The following is a 26,376-nucleotide window of genomic DNA, read 5'->3' on the forward strand; positions in this document are numbered from 1 at the left end:
GGACGTGGAAGAAATCATCGAACAATTGCGTGAAGCCAACGAGCCCGTACCGGTCCCGCTGGAGTTGCCCGACGAAGACTTGCTGGTAGAGATCGAAGAGCAGCTGTTCATCGATATTCCATTCGTCTTCAGGGAGTTTTTGCTGACCGTCAGCGATGTCGTCTATGGCAGCCTGGAGCCGGTGACCGTCACCGATCCACAATCCCACACCTACCTGCCGGATGTGGCCGCCAATGCCTGGGATGCCGGTGTCGACCGCAGCCTGATCCCGATATGCCAGGACGGCGACGATTACTATTGCGTCGAAGAAGACGGCACTGTGGTGCTGTGGCAGGCCGACGAAGAGCTGATCGCCGAAGAAACCTGGGAATCGGTCTGGCACTGGGCGCGGGACGTCTGGCTGGAAAGCTGAGCCCCATGGCCGGTCAATGCCCGGACGACTCCTTGTGGTTGTCCAGGGTTTCAAGCAAGGCCACCTGCATCCGCGTATGCAGGCGGATGAACCAGCGCCAGAGCAGTGCCGCCACGGCAGTCGCCACCACGGCGATCAGTACGAGCAACTTGTTGGTCGGCAAAATGCTGGCCGACAAGGCTGCCAACAGCAGGAAAATCACCAGCAACGAGAGAATCGGGATCACTTCGGCGATCACCCGACGCACGCGCTGGGTGTGGCGGCCAGCCATCTCCGTCTTCACGCCCATCTCCGCCAGCAGCATCGATAGCGCCTTGAGCTTGCGATAGGCGGCGATCAGGAACGGTAGCGACACCAGCAATGCCCCGCCCCAGATCAATGCCTTGTGCCAGCTCGGGTCGCTGATCCACGCTTGCAGGTAAGCCGATATTCGCTCGGCGAAATAGCCGCTCGAGACAAAAATCGCGATGACCAGCGCCAGGTTGACTCCAACCTGCAGCAAAATCCGCCTGATCATCGACGCCATCATCGCTCCTTCGCCGTGGGGCTGGATGCTGCGCAGCCATTCGCCATACATCCCCAGCACACGCGTCAACCGTTGCGGCATGACCGTCGCCAACTTGACGGACAGCGGGTCGGCGGCCCGGATCAGGTACGGCGTCAGCAGTGTGGTCAACACCGAGACGGCGACCGCAACCGGATAGAGGAAATCGCTGGTGACCTGCAGGGTCATCCCCAACGACGCGATGATGAAGGAGAATTCGCCGATCTGCGAAAGGCCCATCCCAACGCGCAGCGAGGTGCGTCCGTCGTTGCCGGCGATAAAGGCACCGAGGCCGCAGGACAACATCTTGCCGAGCACCACTGCACCCGTGATCACCGCAATCGGCCAGGCGTATTGCAGCAATATCGCCGGGTCGAGCATCAGCCCGATGGCGACGAAGAAGATCGCGCTGAACAGATCGCGCACCGGTTCCACCAGCCGCTCGATTTTCAGCAGTTGCCGGGACTCAGCCATGATCGCACCGATCAGGAACGCCCCGAGCACCATGCTGTATTCCAGCTTCACCACCAGCAGGCAGAAGCCGAAACACAGGCCCAGCACGGTAATCAGCAACATTTCGTTGCTGTCGAACTTCGCCACGTAGGCCAGCACCCTCGGCACCAGCAGAATGCCGATGACCAACGCGACGATCATGAACAACGACAACTTGCCAACGGTGGAAAACACCTCGCCGGAACTCACGGTGCCGCTGACGGCAATGCTCGACAGCAAGGCGATGATGCCAATGCCCAGGATGTCCTCGACGATCAACACCCCGAAAATCAGCTGCGCGAAGCGCTCGTTCTTCATTTTCAGGTCGTTGAGGGCCTTGACGATGATGGTGGTGGAGGAAATGGCCAGGATCGCGCCGAGGAACAGCGAGTCCATGGTGCTCCACTCGAACCAGCGGCCGATTTCATAACCGATCCAGATCATCAGCACGATTTCGAGGAACGCCGCGATGAAGGCGGTGGCCCCGACCTTGAACAGTTTGCGCAGACTGAACTCCAGGCCCAGGCAAAACATCAGGAAGATCACCCCGAGCTCGGCCAGGGTCTTGATCGTGTCTGCGTCGTGGATAAAACCGAACGGCGGCGTATGCGGGCCGATGATGAAGCCGGCCACGATGTAGCCCAGTACCACCGGTTGCTTGAAACGATGAAAGAGTACGGTCACCAGTCCCGCAGCCATCATGATGATCGCCAAGTCTTGAATGAAACTGATGGCATGCATGTCGAGGCTCCCTGTTCAAATGACGCACTGCAGAGCTGGAGAAATCCGGTTCCCCTGTAGGAATTGCCCTCACAACGGGCTTTTGAAGGGTAACACCGCGACTTCCGACAAAAAGACAGTGCAATATATGGAAACAGATCCATCGGTGCGTGACGGCAACCACAAGCGCAGCGTCCCGATATCGGTGGTTTTTAAAACCTGGTGACCTGTTGCAGGCCACCCACCAGCACCCGCAGAGGTGCACTCCCGAATTGCTGCCTTGAACCGTGAGTACGTTATGGAACCCGGAAACGCCCAGCTGTCGATGACGGTGTTGATGACCCCCGATATGGCCAACTTCTCTGGCAATGTCCATGGCGGCACCTTGCTCAAATACCTCGACGAAGTCGCTTACGCCTGCGCCAGCCGCTATGCCGGGCGCTACGTGGTGACCCTGTCGGTTGACCAGGTCATCTTTCGTGAGCCGATTCATGTCGGCGAACTGGTGACCTTCCTGGCGTCGGTGAACTACACCGGCAACACGTCGATGGAAGTGGGCATCAAAGTCGTGACCGAAAATATTCGCGAACGCTCGGTGCGCCACACCAACAGTTGCTTCTTCACCATGGTTGCGGTGGATGACCTGCGTAAACCCGCAGCCGTGCCGCCCTTGCAGCCGCAAAACAGCGAAGAAAAACGCCGCTACGAACAAGCCCAGCAACGCCGGCAGATTCGCCAGGAGCTGGAAAAGCGTTATCAGGACATCAAGGCAGACGGGCCTTAACCGACATGTGGGAGCTTGCTCGCGATGGCGATGTCACGGCCAACCTCTATGTTGATGCCCTCATCGCGAGCAAGCTCGCTCCCACAAGGGGCTTGCATTGATCAGAGACTGATTGGCACAGCCTCGAACCGCACCCGTGGATGGGCGATCCGGTCCTGGGCACGGACCAGTTCCAGCTCATAGCTGGTGCAGGCCTGGGTTTCCAGCAGCACTTCATGCACCGCCGCCGCGGTGAATTCGAGTGCCGCCACCAGGCTGTCCCCCAATAATATCCGCGCCAGGAACAACCCCGAGGTCAGGTCACCCACACCCACCGGCTGGCGCGGGAAAGCCAGCAGCGGACGGCGCAGGTGCCAATTGCCATCGGCGGTCACCAACAGCATCTCGAAGCTGTTATCCGGCTTGCCAGGGTAGGCCAGGTGCTTGACCAGCACCGCCTTCGGCCCACGGGCCAGCAACGCCCGGGCCATGGCCAGGCAGTCGAGCAAAGACTGCGCCTTGCGTCCCGAAAAACTGTCCAGCTCCAGTTGGTTCGGGCACATGAGGTCCGCCACGGCAGCGGCTTCTTCCAGGAGAAATTCACTCACCTCGGGCGCCACGATACAGCCCTTCTCTGGATGCCCCATAACCGGGTCACACAGGTACAGCGCCTTCGGATTGGCGGCCTTGATCCGCGCCACGCCCGTCAGAATCGCCCGCCCCTGAGCCGCGCTGCCCAGGTAACCGGACAACACCGCATCGCAATGCCCCAGCTCACCGATAGCGGCAATGCCTTCTACCAATGCCGGTATCTGCTCCGGCGCCAGCACCTCACCGGCCCATTGGCCGTACTGGGTGTGATTGGAAAACTGCACGGTATTGAGCGGCCAGACGTTCACGCCGACCCGCTGCATCGGAAACACCGCGGCGCTATTGCCAGCGTGACCGAACACCACGTGGGACTGAATGGCAAGCAGATGAGGCGTACGTTTCATGCGGGAAGTTTCCGTAAAACGATTGAAATTCAAGCCGCGCAGTATGCGACTAAACGCAGCCTGTACGACAGACCGGCGAGGCAGTTAAGCTGACAGCAACTTGTTGGAGCACTTCGTTCATGCTGACCCTTGGAAACATCTTCGTGCTGATGCTGCTGGCTACCGGCGGCGCCTGGCTGTGGCACAACCATGGCTTGCGCGAACGGGCGTTGGCGAGGGTCATGCAGCATTGCACCAACCTCAAGATCGAACTGCTGGACGGCAACGTGGCGCTGAAAAAAATCGGCTTCATGAAGGACGCCAATGGTCGGCGACGCCTGGCTCGCGTCTACACCTTCGAGTTCACCGTCACCGGCGAAAGCCGCCATTCGGGCAGCATCACCCAATTTGGTGCCCACAGCGCACACATAGAGCTGGCACCCTACCCGATGCCCTTTGAAGAAACACCGCCAGCGCCCATCGAACCGGTCCAGACCAGGCCCAGGGCTGAAGTTATCGAATTGAGCCAGTGGCGCCAGGAACACAACAAGTGGAAGCCTTGAAACAGCGTTGACTCAGCGACACCGACAGTTCGCCAGCTCGGCCTGCAGGCGATCGACGTCTTGCACCTGATCGAAAATCAGCTCGATCCGAGAATCCTGGCGCCACTCGCTGGTTTGCCAACCCAACACCGCCCCTTCCAGCGCATTGGCTGAAATCCAACCGTCGACGCTGTGGATAACCATTTTCGCCCGTTTCCAGTCTTGGCCTTGTAGCCATCGCGTCAATGCCGCTGCGTCGAATTGCTGGCTGGGATGCCAGCGCCAACCAATACTCCAACCACCGTCCTGCTGCTGATACAAGCAGATCGGCAGCGTCGGGTCGGACCAAATGGCCGGCATCTGGCCCAAGCGCTTTGGTAGATTCAAGTTATCCACAGCCCCACTGCCCCGAGCCGCAAGGCCTGGCAATCGATCGATCGGCAACGCAGCCTGTTGCGTCCAGTACAACGCACGCCCTGGCAGCTGCGCCGTCAGCCATTCACGATCGGCTTGTGTGAGGGACTCGGACTTGTTCAGCACCAGCAGTCCGGCAGCCGCCAGGGTTTGTTGCTGCGCGTCGGGCAAAGGCTTGCCGTCCGCCATCGCCCGGGCATCCAGCACCAGCACACAGGGTTGCACCGCGAGCACACCGAGCCATGGCGCTTCACTCAGTTGTCGCATCAACTGTGCCGGATGCCCCAGGCCCGAGGGTTCGATGAATAGCCGATCCGGCCGGGCCTTGCGCAGCAAACGCCCAAGACCGATCTGAAACGGCGCACCGTTGACACAGCACAAGCAGCCGCCGGCCACTTCGCCCAGTGCGATACCATCGCCAGCCTGGGTCAGCAACGCGGCATCCAGGCCGATCTGGCCAAACTCATTGATCAGCACCGCCCAGCGCTCATTGGCCGGGCGCCGCGCCAGCAGATGCCTGATCAGGCTGGTCTTGCCGGCGCCCAAGGGACCGGCGATGACATGGGTGGGAATGTGCTGCAACATAATCGACGACTTTCGATGGAGGTGAATATGCGAATGATCGGCTGGTTATTACTGGCACTGACTTCCAACCAGGCACTGGCCCAGGCCTGTGTGGTGCACAGTCAGGCGGAACGGCTGGATGTGAAGGTCTGCCAGCAGAACCGCAACATCCCGCAGAAGCTATTTGCCGATGGTTTCTGCCAGCCAAACCTTGCCGGCCAGAAAGTCGAGGTGCAATACGTCGATCAATGCCCTGGCGGCGCGTTCGGCATCTGCAGCAACGCCCAGGTCGCCAATATGCCTTACCGCCAGGATATTCACTATTACGGCGTGGCGACCGATGCCGCGTACCTGCAGCCATTTTGCGAAGGGCAAAGCCAAGGCACCTGGCTCAAGCCTTAAGCCAGCCAATCCAGCGTTAGAATCAATCGACGCTCTCCCGGCGCCGGCTCCGGTGATCGATGAATCAGGCCAAGGCCTTCGTTACCGCGCCATTTTTCGCCTTTAAGCAAACCCACATCACCGCAACGAAACTGCTGGATCACGCGTGGATCACTGGGCTCAGCCTCAGGCTCGGCAAGTCGTCGACGGTCCATGACACCTTCCTTGAGCCACTGGCTGCCGACACCCGCATAGGTTGTCAGCAGCCGCACCGGTACGTGGTCAACGTGGAAGCGTGGGCACATCGCCTTGTCCAACGTGCGCAGGCGCAGGCCGACACGTTGGGCACCCAATAGGCAGGCAAATGCACTGACGAGCCAGGAGACATCGGCGATAAAGCCTTCATAGCCTTGCAGGTCGCTGAAACCTGCAGCCAGGCCCTGCAACGCCGGCTGCGAGTCTTCCTCCGGCAACTCAAGCACGCGTGATTCGGCCAAGGACTGGTCCATCGCCAACACCATGACCGCAAAATCGCTGATGTGCGCAGGAAGCTGACGCTGCCAGACCGCCAGGTTGGTGCCGTCGTCCAGGATCTGCGTGAATACCCCTGGCGTATCACCTTGGACCTGTCGTGCCTGCGTAGCCTTTTTCAGACTGGGCGCCAGCATCACGCCGCGACCTCGTCATGCCACGGGCCGAACGGATCCGGCAACAGCCGCCAGTTTTCGACCCCGAGGGCCATTTCCGCATCGGTGAGCAGGCAAGCGTCCAGTTCAGCGGCGAGTTGGCCAAAATCAATGTCCTGACCAATGAAGACCAGCTCCTGACGGCAATCGCCTGTGGCGGCCAGCCAGTTCTTCATGATCACCGCTGTGCTCTCTTCATCCTGCGGCCATTGGTTTTTCGGCACGAACCGCCACCAACGCCCGGCGAAGCCATGTCGCATCAAGCCGCCAGCCTGGGACCAACTGCCCGCTTCTTCAGGTTTGCTGGCCAGCCAGAAGAACCCCTTGGAGCGCAGGAGTTTGCCATTGGGCCACGGACGGTCGATAAAATTGAAGAACCGCTCGGGATGAAATGGCCGGCGTGCTCGGTAGGCGGTCGAGGCGATGCCATATTCCTCGGTTTCTGGCACGTGCTCGCCACGCAGTTCCTGTAGCCAGCCAGGTGCCTGGGCGGCGCGTTCGAAGTCGAACAGGCCTGTGTCGAGGATTCTGCCCAATGGCACCTGCCCCATGACCATCGGAATGATCTGCGCCTGGGCGTTGAGACGCTGCAGAATCGCAGTCAACTCTTCCCGCTCATGCTGACTGATCAGGTCGATCTTGCTGATCAGAATCACGTCGGCGAACTCGATTTGTTCGATCAGCAGGTCTGTGATTGAGCGCTCATCCTCCTCACCCAGGGTTTCGCCCCGTGACGCCAGGCTTTCGGCAGCCTGGTAATCCAACAGGAAATTCACCCCATCGACCACCGTGACCAGGGTGTCGAGTCGCGCCACATCGGCCAGGCTTCGGCCTTCTTCATCACGAAACGTGAAGGTTTCCGCCACTGGCAACGGTTCGGAAATACCGGTGGATTCGATCAGCAGGTAATCGAAACGCCCTTCCCTGGCGAGTTGCCCGACTTCTTTGAGCAAGTCCTCGCGCAACGTGCAGCAGATGCAGCCGTTGCTCATTTCCACCAGTTTTTCTTCGGAACGACTCAGGGTGACATCTCGCTGGACTTCGCTGCCATCGATGTTGATCTCGCTCATATCGTTGACGATCACCGCAACTCGTAGATTGTCGCGATTACGCAAAACGTGGTTGAGCAGTGTGCTTTTACCGGCACCGAGGAATCCGGAAAGCACGGTTACGGGAAGACGATTGGGCATCAGGTATATCCTCATCGGGCGGCCGCTTCGACTACGGCTCGTTTCCAGGTCTGACCAGGTTCAGGGGTCGCGTTTATGTTATAGTATAACAACACAATTCAACCACCCCGCCGTCCCGCATTGGTTGGAGATCATTCCATGCGCAGTCATCTGAAATTCGTATTGGCAAGCCCGTTGTTGCTGTGGATGTTAAGCGCTTCGGCACAAACCCCGCTCCTGGCGAACTGCACCCGCAGTGCGAATCTGCTGGCGTGCGCGGACATTCAGGGCAATGCCTACAGCGTCGCAACGGCGGGAAGCACAATTTATTTGCGGGGATTTGAAGCCGCCAGTCGTCGTTATTGGGCGCAAACAAACAGCCGTTACGGTCAGCTCACCTTCTTTACTGGTTTGGCATCGGATGGAGAAAGTTGGGTCGGATACAGCCGGCGTGTGGGCTGGACGACGCTCAATCGTTTCTCGAGCTCTGGTGGTAGTGCGGGTGCATTTGTATGCGGACGTATGAACGGCTGCCAGGATTCATCGCGCTGATGTTTCACGTGGAACGTGAACGTTTGGGGAAATGAAAATCTCTTCATGGAAAAGGCTTTTTTAAATTAGACGTTATACTATAACATCTAATTTTGAACCTTCGATGGACCTTGACCATGAACGCGTTAACCCTGCCCGACATCGCTGCGCAGGCTTCACGTCAAGCCCTACCCCTTGATTGGGTGGGTATGTGTGGCATCGCAACACCGGTGTTGATTGACGGCCAGCGGCTGAGCGCAATGGCCGACGCAGGTGTCAGCCTTGACGACGGTGAGGCGCGCGGCATTCACATGTCACGCTTATACCTGGCGCTGGAACTGCTCGAAGAGACTGCGCTTTCGCCAGCGTTATTGCGCCGAATCCTTCAGCAATTTCTCGACAGCCACGAAGGCTTGTCCCACGCGGCGTCGCTCAGTGTGCATACCGATCTGCTGCTCAAGCGTCCGGCACTCATCAGCCCGCTGATGGGTTGGAAACGTTACCCCGTGAGCATCGAAGCCCACTTGAAAAACGCAATGTTCCACGTGGAACTGAATATCCAGATTCCCTATTCCTCCACCTGCCCTTGTTCGGCCGCACTTGCCCGGCAATTGATCCAACAGCAATTCGTCGACGATTTCGCTAACAAGAAACTTGAACACGCCGAGATCCTGGCCTGGCTAGGTTCATCGAACGGTATTGTTGCCACCCCTCATAGCCAACGCAGTACGGCGTTCCTGAGTCTGCGCCTGAACGCCAATACCGACGATTTGCCGCTGCAGTTTTTCATCAACGAAGCCGAAGCAGCCCTCGGCACCGCTGTGCAAACCGCCGTCAAGCGCGCCGATGAACAGGCCTTCGCCCTGGCCAACGGCCAAAACCTGATGTTCTGCGAAGACGCCGCGCGGCGATTAAGCATCGCCCTGAGTCGGTCACCCGACATTGTTGCTCTGAATGTACGCGTTGTTCATGCCGAAAGCCTGCACGCCCATGACGCCGTGGCGCAAAGCCGCTGGACTCGGGAGGCATCATGATCAACTGCCAAGCGCTACGCTGGGGCGCCCCCGGACAACCTCTCACACCGCCGCTCACGATGCAGCGACCGGCCGGGAGTCTTACCGCCATCATCGGAGCCAACGGCTCGGGCAAAAGCAGCCTGTTGAAAGTGCTCGCGGGGATGCAAAAACCGCTCTCCGGCAAAGTCGCCTTGGATGTTCCACGCCGTGGTGGAGTTTCGTTCATGCCGCAGCAGCAACATCTGGATCGGCAATTTCCCATCAGTTTGCAAGCGTTGGTGGCGGCCGGTTCCTGGGGTAATCGACACACGCCAGCGAAGCGAAGGCAATTGCTCCAGACCGTGCTGGCCGACTGGGCGCTGACCGGACTCGAACATCGTCCGCTAATGGCGTTGTCTGGAGGCGAGTTGCAACGCGCCCTGCTCGCTCGCCTGAGCCTGGCCGAAGCGCCACTGCTATTGCTCGACGAACCCCACGCCGCCCTCGACGAACAGGGCCAGGCGCTGCTGTGGAAACACCTCCATCACTGGCATGCCCAGGGCCGAACCGTCGTGGTGGTGTGCCATGACCTGGCAGCGGTCCGCCAACATATCCCCCATACGCTGCTGATCAGCAACACCGGCTGCGTGCTGGGCCGCAGCGTCGACTTGATCGCTCAACAACCCCACACGTGGGTGGCCTGATGCTTGCGGCCACACATCTCTGGCAACCGTTTCAAGAGTTTGTCTTCATGCGCCGGGCCTTGCTTGGCGGCCTGGTGCTGGCATGCAGCACGGCGCCGTTGGGTGTGTTCCTGATTCTTCGGCGCATGAGCTTGATTGGTGATGCCGTGGCGCACGGCATTCTGCCTGGCGCCGCCCTGGGTTTCTGGTTCGCCGGGCTGAGCCTGCCAGCCTTGACCATCGGCGGCCTGGGCGCGGGCCTGAGCATGGCCGGGCTCGCCGCCTGGATTACCCGGCGTACCGGCCTAAGAGAAGACGCCAGCCTCGCGGCGATTTATCCAATTTCCCTGGCGGCCGGCGTGTTAATCCTCGGCATGGCCGGTAAACGCCTGGACTTGCTTCACTTGCTGTTCGGCTCGGCATTGGCGGTAGATGGCCCGACACTCACCGGCATGCTGTGGGTTTCTGGAGCCAGCCTGTTGGCGATGGCGTTGATTTATCGACCGTTGCTGCTCGATACGCTGGACCCGCTGTTCCTGCAAACCGTCAGTCGTCTCGGCCCGTTGGCCCATGGCGTGTTCCTGACCCTGGTGGTGTTGAACCTGGTGATCGGCTTCCAGGCCATCGGTGCGCTGATGGTGGTAGGCCTTATGATGCTGCCGGCCGCCGCGTCGCGATTCTGGAGCCGTCGCCTGCCACTGCTGATGCTGATCGCGGCGCTGCTCGGTTGCCTCTCGGTGTGGCTTGGCCTGTTGTTGTCCTTCTACTACTCACTGCCCAGCGGGCCGTCCATCGTACTGGTGGCGGGCGCGTTGTATCTGCTGTCGGTGGTATTCGGGCCGGTGCACGGTTTGCTGCGCCGCCCGCCTTTGCTCACATCCCAATGAGGTGTTTCCCAATGCGCGTTCTGCTCGTGCTATTCAGTCTGATGCTGTCCATGTCCCTGTCCGCCGCCGAAAAGCTTCAGGTGGTGACGAGCTTCAGCATCCTCGCCGACATGACCCGACAGGTCGGCGGTGAGCATATCCACATCACCAATATGGTCGGGCCGGACGCCGATGCACACACCTACGAACCCACGCCAGACGACGCCAAGGCATTGCTCAAGGCAAAACTGATCATCAAGAACGGACTGGGCTTCGAGCCATGGTTGGATCGCCTGGTGACCAGCACTGAAACCACAGCCCCGGTGGTCAGCGCCAGTCGCGGCGTCATCCCGCGCTCACTGGATGAGGATGGCGAGACCATCCCCGACCCGCACGCGTGGCACAACCTGGCGAATGCCGAGTTGTATGTCAGCAACATCACCAAGGCATTGGAAGCAGCCGACCCGGCCAACAAGGCCGACTACGAACGCAACAGCCAGGCGTACCTGAAGAAAATCTATGCCCTGCTCGCCGAAGCCAAGGCCAAGCTCGGTGCATTGCCTGCTGGCAATCGCAAGATCGTGACCTCCCACGACGCATTCGGTTACCTGGGCCAGGCCTATGGCATCGAGTTCATGGCGCCCCAGGGTTTATCCACAGAGCGTGAACCGTCGGCGGCAGAAGTCGCGGCACTGATTACCCAGATCCGTCAGGCGAAGGTCAAAGCGGTGTTCATGGAAAACATCAAGGACGCACGCCTGCTCAAGCAGATCGCCGACGAGAGCGGCGCGCACATCGGTGGTACGCTGTACTCCGATGCACTCGCGACCAGTGGACCGGCTAGCACCTTTACTGGTCTTTTCGAATACAACCTCAATACGTTGTATGAGGCGCTGAGTCGGCCTTGAGAGCATTCGTGGGTGCAAGGCTTTGCCGCGATGAACGGTGACGCGCTTGGCGACTCACCGAAATTGCCTGCATCGCGAGCAAGCTTGGCTCCCACGGGCTCACCAAACGATCCCTTTAAATAGCTTCAAGCCCTCGGCTTGACCGTCCCGCAATCCTGCCCCAGCCACACTGCACGCGTGTCGAGGCTACCGTTCTGCTGGATGCCGGTGGCATTGAACGTGCCGTTGACCTTGGTGGTGAATTCACGATCGCTCTGGAACGTCGCGACGCCGTTCCCCTGGGCTTTCGGGCAACTGAAGCGAAACTTCCACTGATTGCCGGTACGCTCGGTGATCTGCTGCTTGCAACCCGATTGCGGGTCTTGCAGCGGAATGTCATTGGTTTGCACCTGCGCCGGGGTCAGGCAGACGCGGATGCCTTTACCGCCCATGGTAATGCCCTGCTTTTCCAGCATCGCCCGTTGCTCCGGAGTCATCTGGTTCTGCACCTGGCCCAGGATCAGTTGCAAGTCCGGAAGGTTCTGGTTATCGACCTTCATGTTACTGGTAGTCAGCTCCCATAACCCCGGCTGGAGCATCTGCGCCTGAGCCGCCATCGGAACCGACAACCCCATCACCAAGGCCACACCCAGCAGACGAACATTCATTGCATAAACTCCAGAGGACAAGTGGCCGTTAGACGCCGCCCTCAGCCTTCGGTTCAGGCCCGGGACGAGTGAATTAAATAGCGACATTCGCCATGGAACATGGTCTGTTAAGCATTGAAACTTCCGGAGCAAGAATGCCCCATGGATTATTTCGGCCCGCATGTTTTCGGTTACCTGATCGCGCTGCTCCACACCCTGGGCTTCATTGCCGCCGTCCACGCCGTATTGACGGTGCGCACGGCCCAAGGCTCGATTGCCTGGGCCCTGTCGCTGCTGTTTATTCCCTACCTGACGTTGATCCCTTACCTGGTTTTCGGGCGCAGCACTTTTGATGGCTACATCAAGGCGCGCCGACAAGCCAACGAAGAGATGCGCAAGGCGATCTCCGAGCTGAACTGGCGGCCGTGGGTTGAAGAGGCTTTGACCGCCCGTGCCTCCCAGGCCTACGATTCGTTACGGGCCATGCCCAAGCTGGGGCGCACACCGTGCCTGGCGAACAATCAGGTGCGTTTGCTCGTCAATGGGCAGGCCACGTTCGAGGCAATCTTCCAGGCCATCGATAACGCGCGGCAGGCCGTGCTGATTCAATTTTTCATCATCCACGACGACCACCTCGGCCTGCGCCTGCAGACACTGCTTCTGAAAAAAGCCGCCGAAGGCGTGGCGGTGTATCTGCTTTATGACCGCATTGGCAGCCACTCCCTGCCCCACCGCTACGTCCAGGCGTTGCGCGACGGTGGCGTCCACGTGAAAGCCTTCGCCACCCGCAGCGGCTGGCTCAATCGGTTCCAGGTCAACTTTCGCAACCACCGCAAGATCGTGGCGGTGGATGGCGTTCTAGGCTTCGTTGGCGGGCACAACGTGGGCGATGAATACATGGGCGAAAAGCCGCCCCTGGCGCCTTGGCGCGACACCCATGTCGAAGTCTGCGGCCCGGTGGTGGGGAGTATGCAAGAGTCGTTTGCCGAGGACTGGTTCTGGGCGGCCCGTTCGCTGCCACCGCTGATCCTGCCAGACACCTACCCGGACGACGGAGTGCTCTGCCAGTTGCTGACCAGCGGCCCGGCCGATGCCTACGAAACCTGTTCGCTGTTTTTCGTCGAGGCTATCCATGCGGCCAGCGAGCGAGTCTGGATCACAACGCCTTACTTCATCCCCGACGAAGCGGTGTTCGCGGCCTTGCGCCTGGCGGTGCTGCGTGGGGTGGACGTGCGCATCCTGCTACCCTCGCGGCCAGACCACAAGATCGTCTACGCCGCGTCCAGCCTGTATGCGTTTGAGGCGGTGCGGGCCGGTGTACGGATGTTCCGTTACGCGCCGGGCTTCCTGCATCAGAAAGTGGTGCTGATCGACCGTGAAATCAGCGCCATCGGCAGTGCGAACCTGGACAACCGTTCGTTCCGCTTGAATTTCGAAGTCATGCTGCTCACGGTGGATATTCCGTTCGCCACCGAGGTCGAGCAGATGCTTGAGCAGGACTTCGCCCAAGCCGTGGAAATCGACAAACAGGAAAGCCGGGAGACCCACCGCCTGCAAAAGATCGGCATGCGGATCGCCCGGCTTATTTCCCCGATTCTCTAAGGGGTGTAGATGTCGTCGCGGGTCCAGGGCAACTCATGGCTACCGTCGGCGTGGGCCTTCACCGCCAGGATCTGGTGCAGATTGATCCAACCCTTGGCGAATGCGTAGGCGCAGCCGGCCAGGTACAGACGCCAGATCCGCAACGCCTGTTCCGGCACTTCCTTCGCGGCGGCCTCGAGATTGTCCTCCAGGCGTTCACTCCAATGATCGAGGGTGCGCGCGTAATGCAGGCGCAGGCTTTCCACGTCGACGATCTCCAGCCCCGCTTCGCTGATCTCGGCAGAGATCATCGACAGGTGCGGCAACTCGCCGTTGGGGAATACATACTTCTCGATGAATTCACCGGCACCACGACCGACCGGACGACCGTCGGTGTGCTTGGCGGTGATGCCATGGTTCATCACCAACCCACCCTCACGCACCGCGCCGAACAGCGTTTTGCAGTACTGCTCGAGGTTAGCGTGGCCAACATGCTCGAACATACCGACGCTGACCACTTTGTCGAAACGACCGTCCTGAGGCAGGTCGCGGTAATCCAGCAATTGCAACTCGACCGAATCCTCCAGGCCTTCTGCCTTGACCCGCTCCCGCGCCAGTGCCAGCTGCGCCTTGCTCAGGGTAATCCCGAAGACTTTGGCACCGAACTCGCGTGCCGCGTAACGGGCCAGGCCGCCCCACCCACAACCGACATCCAGCAGGTAGTCACCCGGCTGTAATCGCAGCTTGCGGCACAAATGGCGGAATTTGGCTTGCTGGGCCTGTTCGAGGCTTTCACTGCCCGTCTCGAAATAGGCACAGGAATAGGCCATGTCACTGTCGAGCCATAGCTGATAGAACGCGTTGGAAAGATCGTAGTGATAGGAGATCGCCTTGGCGTCGGTTTCCTTGTCGTGGAGCGATCGCACCGGCGGATTGTCGACGTCATCCTCGACCAAGGCCTGGCTCAATTCATCGCAGACACGAATGACTTCGTGAATCGAACCTTCGAGCTCCAGTTTGCCTTCGACGAATGCCGCTCCTAGCGCATCCAGGCTCGGATGGGTGAATTGCGCGACCATTTGTGGGTCCTTGACCACGATCGTGACACTGGGGTCGTCGCCCAGTGAAAACTCATGGCCATCCCAGAGCCGCAACCGAAGCGGTAGATGCAGATTCTGTAAGGCCGGTGGAAGTTGCGCGAGCATGAATAATCCCCCCTTGTTTCAGACGTCTGAAATGAGGGTAGACCATCATAGAAAAATAGCAGGCTATCGAATTTATAGCCTTTCTCTATCACTGTCCCAAATTCACTCCTTGTGCCGGGTAACGCCAGTATGGGTACGCCCTCTCCAACAGAGACTGCAAGGGTGACGCACAGTTCGCCAAGGGTTATCCAACGGCTCCCTTCGCTTGGATTTTCAGGAGCGGCTCCTGGAATCGCAGCAATCGCCCCGCATTACCTAACACTAGCAGGGTACTGAGATTATGCAGCAGCGCGGCGATCATCGCCCCCGCCGCACCGAGCCAGCCGAAGGCGGCAAAGGCGACGATTGCCAGTGTCCAGCCCAAGCCAATGATCACGTTGACCTGCAACGTGCGCCTGCATTGGCGGCTCAATCGCACGCAGGTGCCGAGGCGGCGCAAGTCGCTGCCGATCAGCACGATGTCTGCCGACGCCAGTGCGATGTCTGCACCGCCTGCGCCCATTGCGACACCCACCACTCCGGCCTTGAGCGCCAGGGAATCGTTGATGCCATCGCCCACCACCATGGGGCGGAACCCATGGTCGATTTCGGCCATGACCCGTTTGAGTTTGTCTTCAGGGAGGGCCTGGGCTTGCAGGTCGCCGATGCCGACATCCCGGGCCAGGGTCGTGGCCACGCTCTGGCGGTCGCCGGTCAGTAGCAACTGACGTCCCAGGCCCAGCTCGCGCAGCTCGGCCATGGCAACCCGCGCCTCCGGCTTGACGCTGTCGGCCAGCAACAGCCAGGCGAGGAATTGCCCGTCCAGGGCCAGGCCGGCAATCGGGCCGTCATGCTCCGGGACCGCTGACGTTTGAATGCCCAGTTGTGCAAACAACTCCGGTCGCCCGAGCGCCGCTTCGCCCTGGGCGGTCATCGCGACCACCCCCAACCCCTGGCGCTCATGAATGTCCGTCAGCGCCAGGCAGTCTTCCTGTTCCGCCAGCCCTGCCAACGCCCGACTGACCGGATGACTGCTGGCCGAACCGAGGCTGGCAGCCAAAGACAACAGCAGCGATGAGGGAGCATCCTGGACATGTTCGATAGATTGCAGGCGCAGGACGCCGTAGGTCAAAGTACCGGTCTTATCGACAACCAACGACGTCAGGTCCGCCAGTTCTTCCAGGAAGGCCGAGCTGCGGATCAGGATCCCGTGGCGCGCCGCCACCGCGATCCCGGCAATGGCGGTGGCCGGCGCCGAAAGCACCAACGCACAAGGACAGGCGGCGACCAATACCGCCAGCATCGCCTGGGCATCGTTGGTCACGAACCAGGTCACCGCCGCCAGCAGCAACACCAGCACCAGGTAACTGCCGGCGTAGCGTTCCAGCAAGCGAGTGATTGGCGGCTTGGAGCGTTCGGCGTTTTGCATCAGGGCGATGACTTTGCCCAGGGTTGATTCTTCGCCGGTCCGGGTCACTTCCAGGCGCAGCAGGCCATCCAGATTGATCGCGCCACCAAAGACTTCTGTGCCGACCACAGCCTCCAACGGCACCGACTCACCCGTGATGGGTGCGGTGTCGAGGCTGGCCTGGCCGGATAACACCCGACCATCGGCCGGCACTCGATCGCCAGCGCGCACCTCCACGACATCGCCGGGCTGGAGTGTCGCGTTGTCGACGTCGATGATCGAACCGTCGGCCTGCACCTTGCGACCTTGGCTGCGGGTCAGTTGGCCAAGGGCATGGATCGCCTCTTGAGAGCCAATGACGCTGCGCTCTTCCAGCACATGCCCGAAGATCATGATGATCGGCAACAACGCCGCCGTCAGCAGGTCGCCCGTGGCCCAGGCACCGAGCATCGCCAGGGCGATGAGTTGGTCGGTAATCCCGTGCAGGCTTGGGTAACGCAAGCTGTACCAGGCCGAACGCATCACCGGCACCGCCACCAATAGCGAGGCGAACCCCAATAGCAGTTGGCTGACACCGCTCTGCTCTGGCGACCAGCCGCGCCATACCAGCCCCAATGCGAGCAAGCCGAGGGCAAGCATCGCCAAGGTCAGTTGCCTGGCGGCGATGCGTTGTTCCGTCGAGGACAACATTGGTGCGGCGCTGGTTTGGGCGGTCATTGTCCGGCTCCCTGGATGATCAGACGGGCATCGTCTTTCGGGTCGATCGTCGTCACTGAACCGGCCTGGCGAAGGATGGCAGGCATGCGTTCGCGATACAGGCGCAGCAGCATTTGCGGATCGCTGCCTTGGGTCTTCGCCAAGCCCAGCACCGTGGCCGTGTCGGCCGAAGCCTTGGCGAGTCGTTCGCTGGCCTGGGCATGGGCAACTTGCACGGCACGGTCGGCGTCTTGGCGAGCGGACTGGGAGAGCTTTTCGGCTTCTGTGCGCGCGTTGGCCACGGCTTTATCGGCCTGCTGGCCGGCCGTCAGCACCGCGTTGAAGGCACTCACCGCCGGCCCCGGCAAACTCGATTGCACATCGACCCGCACCACTTCGATGCCCAACCCCTGCCCCGTCGCCGCCAGGTCAGCCAGGCGCCGGTTAAGCCCCTGCACCAGATCGCCACGCAAGCGTTCGCGGCGTTCGGCCGCCTGGTTGTCGCTGCCCATCAGTTCGGGGCGAGCCACCAGAATGGTGTCCAAGTCCCGGGCTGCGGTCAGGGCCACGGCACTGCGGGTCGCCAATCGGTCCAGTGCCGGCAGGACATGTTCACCTTGCAAGACGAAGGCGTAAGGGTCGGTGACTTTGTAGAACACCCGCACATCGAGTTGCACCACGCCGGCATCACCGGTCAATAAATAACCAGAGCCGGCCAAAGCATCGCTAACCGGCGTGGCGAAACTGGCCACACGATCAGCCTGCAGGGCCGCATCCGAGCGCAGCAGATTCTCCACCCGCCGCTCAAGCACCCGATCCGCAGCGGGAAGCAAGACGACTTGTTCCACAGGACGAGGCCACGCCAACAAAAGACCGGCATTCTGGATGCGATCCAAGGCGCCAAAGTGCAGCACCACCGCGCGATTCTGCGGATCAATCTGCCGCACGTTGGAAAAGAGCCAGGCCAACGCCGCCAACACCGTGACGGCGTAAAGCGCAAGAAATGCCAGGCGTCCGGCCTGGATCCACGGGCTGGATAACTCGTTTGTTCCACGTGGAACCAAACTCATGGTTGTGTTCCACCTTTGCCGTCCACGGAAACCGGACCGTCCACCAGGACACGGAATGGTGCCGCATCGGTGCGCAAAATCAGCTTCGTCCCTGGGCTGACAATGGTGCCCAAGGTGTCCAACGAACGGAGCAGATTGTAGAGCTGCGGGGAGCCGGCGTATGCCCGACCATAGATCTCAGCGGCTTCTACTCGCGACTGCGCTTCGATATCCGCGGCTTTCACCGTGGCATCGGCTTGCAAGACTCGCGCATCACGTTCTGCGGCGGAGCGAATCTGCGCCGCTTCGCGCTTGCCGACGGCGGTGCGTTCGGTGGCGATGGTTTCACGCTCGGCGCGCATGCGATCCACCGTCGCCGTCAGCGTCACCGAGGGCAAGGTCAGGCGCTCAACGCCGACTTGCAATACGCGCACGCCATAAGTGGTGAGCAACTGCTGATCAATCTGCTGACGCAGTTGAGCTTCGAAATCGGCGATGCGCACCTGGCTGGCATCGGTGTTAACCAAGTTCGCCAGGTCAAAACTGGCGGCGGTGGTTTCCAGCGCCGAGCCGACGAAGGTGCGGATCTGCCGTGCGGCTTCGTCCGGTTGGTTCTGCACCGCGCGCATGAAACGCTGCACGTTTTCCGGGTCACCCTGCACCTGCCACGCCACGTAGGCCTGGACGATGATCCGCAGCCCATCACGAGTGCCGACATCCTGCAAACCGCTGGACGTAGTGCGCAACCGCAGGTCCACCGGAATCGCCGCCTCGAACGGTGCCGGCCAGCGCCAACCCAAGCCAGGTTGCAGCAGCACCCGCGCCGGATTGCCGAAACGGGTGATGACCGTGGCCTCCCCCGAGCGCACTTGCACCAGGCTTGCGGCCGCGACGGCAAACGCCACCAGCAACGCTGCCCAACCCATGCGCCGCCACGGGAACGGACCGGCCTGCTGCGGATCGCCATGATGGTGGTGATGATGACCATGTTGATGACCGGCATGGCCGTGATCGTGACCAGCGTGGTCGTGGTGATCGTGTGAAGAGGACTGGCTCAATGGGCAGCTCCTGGCGGGACAGGGTTACGCGGCGACGCAGGGTCTGCCGGCAGCGTGAAGGTACGCAAGTCGATGGTCGGCGCGTTGCCGCTGCCGCCCAGGCGATGATCGAGAATCAGCAACCGGGCATTGGCGAGGCCTTGGCTGAGTTGGCCCAGGTAATGCTCCAGCACAAACGCGTGCCCCGCCGTCGCGTAGGCTTTGCGGTCGGCACTGAAGCGCAGGTCGGCAGCCTGGGCGGTTGCGTTGATTTCCCGGGCGGTAGCCGTGGCTTGGTCATGGGCGACGCTGGCTTGCAATTGTGCCTGGTTGGTCTGTTCGGCCGCCGCGCCGCGCTCTCGGGCGATCAATGCCTGCGCACCGATCTGCGCCGCCTGCACGCCGTGGTAGGCATTGGCCGCACCAGCCGGTGGATGAATCGCCTCCACAACCGTCGCCAGGATTTCCACACCGCTATCGAGCGATTGCAAATCAGCCTGGACGGCGCGACCGATTTCATCGGCGAGGCTGACACGATCAGCACCCAGCAAACCATCCAGCGTGCGCGATGCAAACTCATGCACCAGGATGCGGCTGGCGGTGCTGCGGATCAGCGTCGGCACATCGGCGCTGTTGTAGGTCGCCGCCAAGGCCGCGGCGTCTGTCAGGCCGATGCGGTAGACAAAGCGCACGTCCATGTTGACGATCTGGAAGCTCTGCTGGTCGGCACGACGACTGGCAATGACCTGGGACTTGTCGTTCACATGGCTGGCGTCCCACAACCGATTAGCGATTGCCGGCGCCGGTCCCTCCGCCGGTTCAGCCTCGACCATTGCTCGATTCTCCGCGACGCTGGTCGCCAGTTCATGCACAACGCCATTCTCGACGTTGAGCACCCTGCCCCACGGCCAAGGCAACGCGACATGCAAGCCCGGGCCGAACACCTCTACCGGTTTGCCAAAGCGCTCATAGATGCCACGCCCCTGCAGCGGCACTTCGTGCACGCCAGTCAACAACCAGCCCACCAGCACCACCAGCGCCACCACCGGCAAAAAAGCCCGGCGCATGTAGCTGAAGGCCCAGATCTGGCGCAAGTCGATGCCAAAACGGTTGTGCAGTTCATGTTGCAAGGCCAGCAACGGTTGCGGCGGCCAGCGCAGCAGATCGGCGATCACACTGCGGCCCAAGAGCGTCGGTTCCAGGGCGTCCCGGCGCGGAATGAATAACGACAGCACAGCCCGCAGCAAAAACTCGGCCGCCACCACGCCCGGCAACAGCCCCATCAGCACGGCCAGGCGCAGCGGCCAGATGGACGTTTCTGCGACGAACAACAAACACAAAGCGCCGAGCACCAGCACGATGATCGCCACCCGCGTCAGTTGCGCCAGCGGCGGCGCTTCCGGCCACTCACCGGGAGATTGCTGGGCCAATTGCCGCTCGAACACTAATAGCCCGAATGCCAACAACAACGACAACACCGCCCCCACACTGGCGGGGACACCAAGGGCGGCAGCCGGCAGTTGCAAATTCCAGGCTTGCTCCAGGCCCAGCAATACCAGCAATGACCAACCGGCCAGCCACAACGCAGGCGCACCGATCAGTTTCAGCAGACCGACCCCGCGTGCGCCGATTCGCTCCAGCAGCCGCTCATACCAACCCAGGTTATCAACAGGCTCGTTTTCCACAGGCGGGTTATCCACAGCTGGCAGCAGCGCCCTGCTACGCCATTGCGTCACCCACCAGGCCGATTGCAAACCCGCTACCAACACCAAGAGTCCCGCACCTTGGCTGACCAGCAGAACCGGCCACAGCGATTGCGGCGAAAACACCCCGATAAAAAATGCCAGTACCAGCCCCAAACCCGCCACGCTTCCCAGGGCGAAGGCGATCTGCTTCAAGCGGCGCCCTTGGAACGACGCCTGCTGAAAACGCGGCCATTCGGCCACCTGTGCCCCTTCGACATCAAGATCGACTTGCATACCACCCCAACACTCGTGGCGATCAAAATCCGGCCCGTGGACAAATGCCCACTGAGGCTGCGTTATATGCCGTTACCTTATAACGATTCCTGTGAAATTTCCGTTTTGAATTCTTCATGACAAGGCCAACGCAGGCCTCTTGACTTAAGCCTTGACCGAAATCTGCGGAAACGCTCATATTACGAGCATAATTTTCTATCAGGCCAAGCAGGAGAGCAGCGATGAGCAACTACGACGTGATCATTCTGGGCGGCGGACCCGGCGGGTATAACGCGGCGATTCGGGCCGGGCAGTTGGGGTTGAAAGCCGCCTGTGTCGAAGGCCGAGCCACCCTGGGCGGCACGTGCCTGAATGTCGGCTGCATGCCCTCCAAGGCCTTGCTGCATGCCTCGGAACTGTACGAAGCCGCCACGGGAGCGGAATTCGCCAACCTGGGCATTGAAGTCAGCCCCACCCTCAACCTTGCGCAGATGATGAAGCAGAAAGACGAAAGCGTGGCCGGCCTGACCAAGGGCATCGAGTTTCTGTTTCGCAAGAACAAGGTCGACTGGATCAAAGGCTGGGGCCACATCGACGGGCCCGGCAAGGTGATCGTTACCGGCGACGATGGCGCCAAGACCGAACTCAGCGCCAAGGACATCGTCATCGCCACGGGCTCGGAACCTATGCCGCTGCCAGGCGTGCCAATCGACAACCAGCGCATCCTCGACTCCACCGGCGCCTTGTCCCTGGGTGAGGTGCCCCGGCATCTGGTGGTGATCGGCGCTGGCGTCATTGGCCTCGAGCTGGGCTCGGTCTGGCGGCGCCTGGGTGCCCAGGTGACCGTGGTGGAATACCTCGATCGCATCTGCCCGGGCGTGGACGGCGAGGCCGGCAAGACCTTGCAGCGGGCCTTGGCTAAACAAGGTATCCAGTTCAAGTTGAGTTCGAAGGTCACCGGCGCCACGACCTCGGCCAGCGGCGTGCAATTGCAGATCGAACCGGCAGCGGGCGGCGAAGCACAGTCCCTGGATGCCGATTACGTGCTGGTCGCCATCGGTCGTCGGCCTTACACGCAAGGACTGGGGCTGGAGAACGTCGGGCTGAGCCCTGACCAGCGCGGCATGCTCGCCAACCAGAATCACCGGACCGAAGCGCCCGGCGTCTGGGTCATCGGTGATGTGACGTCCGGACCGATGCTGGCCCACAAGGCCGAAGACGAAGCCATGGCCTGCATCGAACAGATCGCCGGCAAGGCCGCCGAGGTCAACTATGCGCTGATTCCCAGCGTCATCTACACCCGTCCGGAACTGGCCAGCGTCGGCAAGACCGAGGAACAACTCAAGGCCGAAGGCCGTGCCTACAAGGTCGGCAAGTTCCCCTTCACCGCCAACAGCCGAGCCAAGATCAACCATGAGACCGAAGGGTTCGCCAAGGTCCTGGCCGATGAACGCACCGATGAGATCCTTGGCGTGCACCTGGTAGGCCCGAGCGTCAGTGAGATGATCGGTGAATACTGCGTGGCCATGGAATTCAGCGCCTCAGCCGAGGACATCGCCCTGACCTGCCACCCACACCCTACCCGCTCGGAGGCTTTGCGCCAGGCGGCCATGGATGTGGAGGGGATGGCGACACAGATGTAGGAACAACGCAAAGCGGGAATGAACACCTGTGGCGAGGGAGCTTGCTCCCGCTGGGTGGCGCAGCCGCCCCAAATCGGCTGACGCGATTTTCGGGCAAATCGCATCAGCCGATTCTACGACGGCTTCGCCGCCGAGCGGGAGCAAGCTCCCTCACCACAATCGGTGTTCGCCCGTTAGCTAGCCGACATCCGCGCCTTGCGCCGGCGCCGACTGATCAATCCCAACGCCACTGCCACCACCAGCACGGCCCCGCCCACTTCCAACCAGGCCTTGTAAGGTCGCAGCGCCGAACGCATCGGGTCCAAGGCCTGGGTCACGTAGCGTTTGTTCGCCTTGCTGAAGTCCGGTTCCTGGCATTGATGACCGAAATCCCCGGCCCAATCCACATACGGACCTTCCTTCACATAGCGTTGATACAGCGCGCTTTGCTCCTCAAGGCTGGAGTTGTACCCCACCGCTTTGCACAGCACCGCCGCAAACGCCTGGCTGGTATGCGGCAAATGATCCGCCGCCTGGCTCGCCAGCGCCGTGGCGACGAACCGGTAGTGATAACGCACATCCGGCTGCGCGGCGCTGGCCTGCTGGCGTTGCACTTCGCCTTCGGCCACCAGCGGCCCGACCTTCAGCTCAACCGGTTCCAGGCTGTAATTGCCTCCCAGGCTGGCGTAATCCGGCGCCATCTCATAGCCAAGCAACTCCATGCCCCATTTGCGCGCCATCCAGGACGCATTGAAATAGGCCTCGGCCCGTCGGGTTGGCCACCATTTGGACTCCGCGTCCTGGCGCAATTGCCCATAGGCGCGGGCCTTGTTCTGCAAGTCTGCGTTATCGAAATAAGCCGGTGCCTCATCAAAGCGCCCCTCCCTCAGCAAGCGACGACCCAGCAGATTGCGCAGGCTCGCAGCCACCGGCAGCGGCACGTAGTTGTCCCGATCCTCCTGACTCAACACCGGTGGCGCCGGAACTTGGGCGTCGACGTACTGCTTGAGCTCATCCACCGTCAGCACACGCTCGGCAACTGCGGCAGCGTCGTACCAATAGTTGCTCTGGCCGCGATAGAGCTGATCGAAGGCTTGCAGGTAATCGCCGCGCTGCAAGGCCAGGATCGCGCTTTCACCTTCGACCCGGCACTTGGGCTGCACCGACTCGAAGTTCCAATCCGGTGTCCGCCGGCTGCCCCAGGATTCATCGTTCGGGAAAGCCTGGGCAGCCTTGGCATAAGCCGCCGCCGCGGCCACTTTGTCGCCGTCGCGCAAGGCCAGCTTGGCACGCACCCACCAGGCCAGGCCGGTGTCGGCAGCCTTTTGCGCAAAAGCCTGGGCACTGGCGTAATCGCCGTGCTGGTAACTCACCGCCGCCAAACGGTCGGCATCGCCCAGATTGTCCCGGGCGTTGGCTTGCAACAGTTCGAACAGCCTTTTCTCGCCCGAGGGTTCTTCACCGTCCCACCAGCCGACGCGGCTGAGCAGGTAGGCGGTGACCAACCGCTGCACCAACGGGGTCTTGAGCAGTTCGCTCAAGCGCTCATCCGGCTGGACGCTCAAATCACCGGCCAATTGCAGCAACGAGCTGTAGCCGACCGGAGACCCTTGCAGGTTCTGGATCGCATACAGGCCGATGGCACTGTCCCAATCGTCAGCGGTGTAGGCCACCCGGGCTTCTTCGCCAAGGCTGGCGACGCCCAGTTCCAGCGGATCGCTGAAGCCGGCAATGCTCAACTCGCGGGCCAGGCGAAACGCCGCTCGCGCCTGGTCCTGCAAGACCACAGGGTCGCCGCTGCCGGCCTCGGTGCTCACGGCGAACAACGCCCGGCCAAGGGAGTATGCGGCCCAGGTGCTGCGCAACCGACGTTGGTCAGCCGGTAACGCCAGCAATTGCTGGAACGCCTCCACAGCGCGCTGATGCTCACCGATGTTGAAAGCCGCCGCGCCAATCGCATACAAGCGCAGCTCATCAGGCAGGTTGGCCGCTTCGGCTGCCACCTGGTCAACATCGGTCAGGGCTCGCAGGCGCTCCACCACCGCTTGCTGCGGCGGGGTCAGGCCGATCTGCTCGGCCTGGTTGCGTTGTTCAACGTAGGAAGGCGGGTCGTCATAGCTGTAGTCCGGGTTGCGTGTCGCCTCGGTGGCCGGCTTGAGCCCGGCAATCGCCTGGCCGAGACGGCTGACCTCGAAGCGAAAGCTGCCTTCGGGTAATTCGGCCAGCGACTGGGCGCGGTTATCCAGCAGGCGCATCGGGAAATCCGGCCCGCAAGCCAGCACCGGGCCCAGCGGCAGGCAAAGGCTCAGGCACAGCAGGTGACGAGGCCACTTACGGGTAAACATTGAAACCTCCTTGGTCAATTTTCGTACAGCGCGCCCAACCGATTGCCCGTTGGCTGCCAGCCGCCAAGCGGCCTTCCTGAACGCGGGTGAAGGTAAGCAGTCCGGGGGTTTGTTGCAACGTATAGCCGGCCAAGGCATCGACGCCGTCACACGCGCCGACAGCCAGCGTCAGGCGCTGGGGCCAGGGACTGTCGAGATTGCCCTGGTTAACCAGGCGGATATCGTACAAACCACCCTGCTCCCCCCACTGCAACGCCAAGCGACTGTCCAGGTTATCTCCCCGGGCGACGGCGCCGAGCGTGATCAGGCTCCACGCACGTCGGTCGCCGGCCAGCGGCAGGCGAAACCAGATCAATCCAGCGAGATGTTTCGGTGGATCGGCACGCAAATCTGCCGCAAGCCCGGCCACTTGTTGCGGATCGGCCAGCAACTCCCGCCGCTCGCCACCGCGATCGATCGGCACTTCGCTTTCCACCATCGGCGCGCCACTCTCCTGGGTCAGCAGCGCCACGCCGTATGCCGGCAGGGCCAGATAAAACGGCCGTGTGGTGATGTCGCTCCAGCGTTGCGCCCAGTGCCGAGCCTGTTTCGGATCGAACAATCCCTGCCTCGGGTCGCTCACCGCGTGGACCTGCAGCACGCTGCTGTCCACCGTTTCCAACAACCCAGGCAATGCCGGGCTGTCGAGCCAGGCCGGTAGCGCGGTAATACTCAACCGCACGTTGGCCGGCAGGACATGCCGCAGTTGGCCGAGGAACTTTCCATAAGCCGGCAACCGTGCGTTGCCCGCATCGTGGTCGATTTCTACCCCTATCGGAGTCAGGCCTTGGGCTTGCCAATCGCCCAGCACCTGCTGGATCTGCGCGATCACCTCGTCCTGGTCCAAAGCCTTGAGCTGACCGTCCAGACGAATCACAGCGATCAGCGGACGGCCATCAACCTTGAGCAAGGCCGGATCGATCCGCGCACGGCTCCAGCCCGCCCCGGGAAAAGCCTGCAACGCCAGCACCCGCAGCGTGGAAAAATCTCCCCGGCTTTGGCGCAGCGCCAGCGCGTGGGCCGGGATCCATTGGCGTTGCCAGATGTAGAGCTGTTGATCGAGGGCCGGGACCGGAGGTTGTTCGCAGCCCCCCAAAAGCAACACGGCAAGGGCCAGGGAGAGCCGGAAAAGAAAAGTCATGGAGCCTCACCCCCATCAAAGCCCAGCAGATTACCGCCACTCGGGT

General features: G+C 61.3%; 24 protein-coding genes. 11 read left to right on the forward strand and 13 right to left on the reverse strand.

Going from position 1 to position 26,376, the window contains the following annotated elements:
* The first annotated feature begins 4 nt into the window (after positions 1 to 4).
* Entirely contained in the window at positions 5 to 412 is a 408-nt protein-coding gene (locus BLT00_RS18610) for an SMI1/KNR4 family protein (RefSeq protein ID WP_030139083.1), read from the forward strand.
* A gap of 13 nt (positions 413 to 425) precedes the next feature.
* Here the strand turns inward: BLT00_RS18610 and BLT00_RS18615 are convergent, their stop codons facing one another.
* Entirely contained in the window at positions 426 to 2,189 is a 1,764-nt protein-coding gene (locus BLT00_RS18615) for a cation:proton antiporter (RefSeq protein ID WP_092147644.1), read from the reverse strand.
* A gap of 277 nt (positions 2,190 to 2,466) precedes the next feature.
* Here BLT00_RS18615 and BLT00_RS18620 point away from each other — a divergent pair, with 277 nt between their 5' ends.
* Entirely contained in the window at positions 2,467 to 2,952 is a 486-nt protein-coding gene (locus BLT00_RS18620; protein WP_003206993.1) for an acyl-CoA thioesterase, read from the forward strand.
* Between the two features lie 101 nt (positions 2,953 to 3,053).
* Here BLT00_RS18620 and pdxY read toward each other — a convergent pair whose 3' ends face one another.
* On the reverse strand, positions 3,054 to 3,926 hold the full coding sequence (pdxY, locus tag BLT00_RS18625; protein ID WP_092147641.1) for a pyridoxal kinase PdxY: 873 nt from the start codon (positions 3,924 to 3,926) through the stop codon (positions 3,054 to 3,056).
* Positions 3,927 to 4,045: 119 nt separating this feature from the next.
* On the opposite strand from pdxY, the gene BLT00_RS18630 reads away from it, so the two are divergent.
* The gene (locus tag BLT00_RS18630) at positions 4,046 to 4,468 is read left to right on the forward strand and encodes a DUF3301 domain-containing protein (protein WP_092147638.1); all 423 of its coding nucleotides are present in this window, start codon (positions 4,046 to 4,048) and stop codon (positions 4,466 to 4,468) included.
* Between the two features lie 12 nt (positions 4,469 to 4,480).
* Here BLT00_RS18630 and BLT00_RS18635 read toward each other — a convergent pair whose 3' ends face one another.
* The gene (locus tag BLT00_RS18635) at positions 4,481 to 5,446 is read right to left on the reverse strand and encodes a CobW family GTP-binding protein (RefSeq protein WP_092147635.1); all 966 of its coding nucleotides are present in this window, start codon (positions 5,444 to 5,446) and stop codon (positions 4,481 to 4,483) included.
* A gap of 27 nt (positions 5,447 to 5,473) precedes the next feature.
* On the opposite strand from BLT00_RS18635, the gene BLT00_RS18640 reads away from it, so the two are divergent.
* Complete coding sequence (locus tag BLT00_RS18640; RefSeq protein WP_063323710.1) at positions 5,474 to 5,827, forward strand: hypothetical protein; 354 nt, start codon at positions 5,474 to 5,476, stop codon at positions 5,825 to 5,827.
* On the opposite strand, the gene BLT00_RS18645 is transcribed toward BLT00_RS18640, so the two are convergent.
* Together BLT00_RS18645 and zigA are read right to left on the reverse strand one after the other, a co-directional pair.
* Positions 5,824 to 6,474 (reverse strand): DUF1826 domain-containing protein, encoded by a 651-nt coding sequence (locus BLT00_RS18645; protein ID WP_092147632.1) that lies wholly within the window; start codon positions 6,472 to 6,474, stop codon positions 5,824 to 5,826. The genes BLT00_RS18640 and BLT00_RS18645 overlap by 4 nt on opposite strands.
* Positions 6,474 to 7,682: a zinc metallochaperone GTPase ZigA gene (gene zigA, locus BLT00_RS18650; protein ID WP_092147629.1), complete on the reverse strand. Its 1,209-nt coding sequence runs from the start codon at positions 7,680 to 7,682 to the stop codon at positions 6,474 to 6,476. Before zigA ends, BLT00_RS18645 begins: the two co-directional genes overlap by 1 nt.
* A gap of 138 nt (positions 7,683 to 7,820) precedes the next feature.
* On the opposite strand from zigA, the gene BLT00_RS18655 reads away from it, so the two are divergent.
* The 5 genes from BLT00_RS18655 to BLT00_RS18675 all read left to right on the forward strand — a co-directional run bounded on the left by BLT00_RS18655 (position 7,821) and on the right by BLT00_RS18675 (position 11,644).
* On the forward strand, positions 7,821 to 8,213 hold the full coding sequence (locus tag BLT00_RS18655; protein WP_092147626.1) for a glutamine synthetase: 393 nt from the start codon (positions 7,821 to 7,823) through the stop codon (positions 8,211 to 8,213).
* 116 nt (positions 8,214 to 8,329) lie between these two features.
* The gene (gene folE2, locus BLT00_RS18660) at positions 8,330 to 9,226 is read left to right on the forward strand and encodes a GTP cyclohydrolase FolE2 (protein WP_092147623.1); all 897 of its coding nucleotides are present in this window, start codon (positions 8,330 to 8,332) and stop codon (positions 9,224 to 9,226) included.
* Positions 9,223 to 9,891, forward strand: a complete 669-nt coding sequence (locus BLT00_RS18665; protein ID WP_092147620.1) for a metal ABC transporter ATP-binding protein — start codon at positions 9,223 to 9,225, stop codon at positions 9,889 to 9,891. Before folE2 ends, BLT00_RS18665 begins: the two co-directional genes overlap by 4 nt.
* Positions 9,891 to 10,757, forward strand: a complete 867-nt coding sequence (locus BLT00_RS18670) for a metal ABC transporter permease (protein WP_003207012.1) — start codon at positions 9,891 to 9,893, stop codon at positions 10,755 to 10,757. The genes BLT00_RS18665 and BLT00_RS18670 overlap by 1 nt, the downstream gene beginning before the upstream one ends.
* Positions 10,758 to 10,768: 11 nt before the next feature.
* Positions 10,769 to 11,644: a metal ABC transporter substrate-binding protein gene (locus tag BLT00_RS18675; protein WP_092147617.1), complete on the forward strand. Its 876-nt coding sequence runs from the start codon at positions 10,769 to 10,771 to the stop codon at positions 11,642 to 11,644.
* A gap of 125 nt (positions 11,645 to 11,769) precedes the next feature.
* Here the strand turns inward: BLT00_RS18675 and BLT00_RS18680 are convergent, their stop codons facing one another.
* The gene (locus BLT00_RS18680; RefSeq protein WP_092147614.1) at positions 11,770 to 12,291 is read right to left on the reverse strand and encodes a DUF3617 domain-containing protein; all 522 of its coding nucleotides are present in this window, start codon (positions 12,289 to 12,291) and stop codon (positions 11,770 to 11,772) included.
* A gap of 141 nt (positions 12,292 to 12,432) precedes the next feature.
* Here BLT00_RS18680 and cls point away from each other — a divergent pair, with 141 nt between their 5' ends.
* On the forward strand, positions 12,433 to 13,872 hold the full coding sequence (cls, locus tag BLT00_RS18685) for a cardiolipin synthase (RefSeq protein WP_092147611.1): 1,440 nt from the start codon (positions 12,433 to 12,435) through the stop codon (positions 13,870 to 13,872).
* On the opposite strand, the gene cfaB is transcribed toward cls, so the two are convergent.
* The 5 genes from cfaB to BLT00_RS18710 all read right to left on the reverse strand — a co-directional run bounded on the left by cfaB (position 13,869) and on the right by BLT00_RS18710 (position 21,204).
* Complete coding sequence (gene cfaB, locus BLT00_RS18690) at positions 13,869 to 15,056, reverse strand: C17 cyclopropane fatty acid synthase CfaB (RefSeq protein ID WP_092147608.1); 1,188 nt, start codon at positions 15,054 to 15,056, stop codon at positions 13,869 to 13,871. The two genes, cls and cfaB, sit on opposite strands and share 4 nt — an antisense overlap.
* 184 nt (positions 15,057 to 15,240) lie before the next feature.
* Complete coding sequence (locus tag BLT00_RS18695; RefSeq protein WP_092147605.1) at positions 15,241 to 17,160, reverse strand: heavy metal translocating P-type ATPase; 1,920 nt, start codon at positions 17,158 to 17,160, stop codon at positions 15,241 to 15,243.
* The gene (gene hflK, locus BLT00_RS18700; protein WP_092147602.1) at positions 17,157 to 18,209 is read right to left on the reverse strand and encodes a protease modulator HflK; all 1,053 of its coding nucleotides are present in this window, start codon (positions 18,207 to 18,209) and stop codon (positions 17,157 to 17,159) included. The genes BLT00_RS18695 and hflK overlap by 4 nt, the downstream gene beginning before the upstream one ends.
* Positions 18,206 to 19,246, reverse strand: a complete 1,041-nt coding sequence (gene hflC / locus BLT00_RS18705) for a protease modulator HflC (RefSeq protein ID WP_092147599.1) — start codon at positions 19,244 to 19,246, stop codon at positions 18,206 to 18,208. Before hflC ends, hflK begins: the two co-directional genes overlap by 4 nt.
* Positions 19,243 to 21,204 carry a protease modulator HflK gene (locus BLT00_RS18710; protein WP_092147596.1) on the reverse strand — a complete coding sequence of 654 codons (1,962 nt, stop codon included), beginning with the start codon at positions 21,202 to 21,204 and terminating at the stop codon, positions 19,243 to 19,245. Before BLT00_RS18710 ends, hflC begins: the two co-directional genes overlap by 4 nt.
* A gap of 221 nt (positions 21,205 to 21,425) precedes the next feature.
* On the opposite strand from BLT00_RS18710, the gene lpdA reads away from it, so the two are divergent.
* The gene (gene lpdA, locus BLT00_RS18715; RefSeq protein WP_092147593.1) at positions 21,426 to 22,826 is read left to right on the forward strand and encodes a dihydrolipoyl dehydrogenase; all 1,401 of its coding nucleotides are present in this window, start codon (positions 21,426 to 21,428) and stop codon (positions 22,824 to 22,826) included.
* A 173-nt stretch (positions 22,827 to 22,999) separates the two neighbouring features.
* Here the strand turns inward: lpdA and BLT00_RS18720 are convergent, their stop codons facing one another.
* Both BLT00_RS18720 and BLT00_RS18725 read right to left on the reverse strand, forming a co-directional pair.
* On the reverse strand, positions 23,000 to 25,150 hold the full coding sequence (locus tag BLT00_RS18720; RefSeq protein WP_092147590.1) for a hypothetical protein: 2,151 nt from the start codon (positions 25,148 to 25,150) through the stop codon (positions 23,000 to 23,002).
* Entirely contained in the window at positions 25,137 to 26,330 is a 1,194-nt protein-coding gene (locus BLT00_RS18725) for a DUF3142 domain-containing protein (protein ID WP_092147587.1), read from the reverse strand. Before BLT00_RS18725 ends, BLT00_RS18720 begins: the two co-directional genes overlap by 14 nt.
* Between the last annotated feature and the right edge of the window lie 46 nt (positions 26,331 to 26,376).

Origin of the sequence: Pseudomonas sp. NFACC51 (genome assembly GCF_900103575.1) — a bacterium.
Lineage (GTDB): Bacteria > Pseudomonadota > Gammaproteobacteria > Pseudomonadales > Pseudomonadaceae > Aquipseudomonas > Aquipseudomonas fluorescens_Q.

Bases quoted from the DNA above. Each gene is read 5' to 3' on its own strand.
- BLT00_RS18655 (WP_092147626.1), top strand. From the start codon at position 7,821: ATGCGCAGTCATCTGAAATTCGTATTGGCAAGCCCGTTGTTGCTGTGG.
- folE2 (WP_092147623.1), top strand. From the start codon at position 8,330: ATGAACGCGTTAACCCTGCCCGACATCGCTGCGCAGGCTTCACGTCAA.
- BLT00_RS18670 (WP_003207012.1), top strand. From the start codon at position 9,891: ATGCTTGCGGCCACACATCTCTGGCAACCGTTTCAAGAGTTTGTCTTC.
- BLT00_RS18640 (WP_063323710.1), top strand. From the start codon at position 5,474: ATGCGAATGATCGGCTGGTTATTACTGGCACTGACTTCCAACCAGGCA.
- BLT00_RS18725 (WP_092147587.1), bottom strand. From the start codon at position 26,330: ATGACTTTTCTTTTCCGGCTCTCCCTGGCCCTTGCCGTGTTGCTTTTG.
- cls (WP_092147611.1), top strand. From the start codon at position 12,433: ATGGATTATTTCGGCCCGCATGTTTTCGGTTACCTGATCGCGCTGCTC.
- lpdA (WP_092147593.1), top strand. From the start codon at position 21,426: ATGAGCAACTACGACGTGATCATTCTGGGCGGCGGACCCGGCGGGTAT.
- BLT00_RS18620 (WP_003206993.1), top strand. From the start codon at position 2,467: ATGGAACCCGGAAACGCCCAGCTGTCGATGACGGTGTTGATGACCCCC.
- zigA (WP_092147629.1), bottom strand. From the start codon at position 7,682: ATGCCCAATCGTCTTCCCGTAACCGTGCTTTCCGGATTCCTCGGTGCC.
- BLT00_RS18630 (WP_092147638.1), top strand. From the start codon at position 4,046: ATGCTGACCCTTGGAAACATCTTCGTGCTGATGCTGCTGGCTACCGGC.
- BLT00_RS18615 (WP_092147644.1), bottom strand. From the start codon at position 2,189: ATGCATGCCATCAGTTTCATTCAAGACTTGGCGATCATCATGATGGCT.
- BLT00_RS18675 (WP_092147617.1), top strand. From the start codon at position 10,769: ATGCGCGTTCTGCTCGTGCTATTCAGTCTGATGCTGTCCATGTCCCTG.
- cfaB (WP_092147608.1), bottom strand. From the start codon at position 15,056: ATGCTCGCGCAACTTCCACCGGCCTTACAGAATCTGCATCTACCGCTT.
- BLT00_RS18695 (WP_092147605.1), bottom strand. From the start codon at position 17,160: ATGACCGCCCAAACCAGCGCCGCACCAATGTTGTCCTCGACGGAACAA.
- BLT00_RS18635 (WP_092147635.1), bottom strand. From the start codon at position 5,446: ATGTTGCAGCACATTCCCACCCATGTCATCGCCGGTCCCTTGGGCGCC.
- BLT00_RS18645 (WP_092147632.1), bottom strand. From the start codon at position 6,474: ATGCTGGCGCCCAGTCTGAAAAAGGCTACGCAGGCACGACAGGTCCAA.
- BLT00_RS18720 (WP_092147590.1), bottom strand. From the start codon at position 25,150: ATGTTTACCCGTAAGTGGCCTCGTCACCTGCTGTGCCTGAGCCTTTGC.
- BLT00_RS18665 (WP_092147620.1), top strand. From the start codon at position 9,223: ATGATCAACTGCCAAGCGCTACGCTGGGGCGCCCCCGGACAACCTCTC.
- hflK (WP_092147602.1), bottom strand. From the start codon at position 18,209: ATGAGTTTGGTTCCACGTGGAACAAACGAGTTATCCAGCCCGTGGATC.
- BLT00_RS18710 (WP_092147596.1), bottom strand. From the start codon at position 21,204: ATGCAAGTCGATCTTGATGTCGAAGGGGCACAGGTGGCCGAATGGCCG.
- BLT00_RS18680 (WP_092147614.1), bottom strand. From the start codon at position 12,291: ATGAATGTTCGTCTGCTGGGTGTGGCCTTGGTGATGGGGTTGTCGGTT.
- pdxY (WP_092147641.1), bottom strand. From the start codon at position 3,926: ATGAAACGTACGCCTCATCTGCTTGCCATTCAGTCCCACGTGGTGTTC.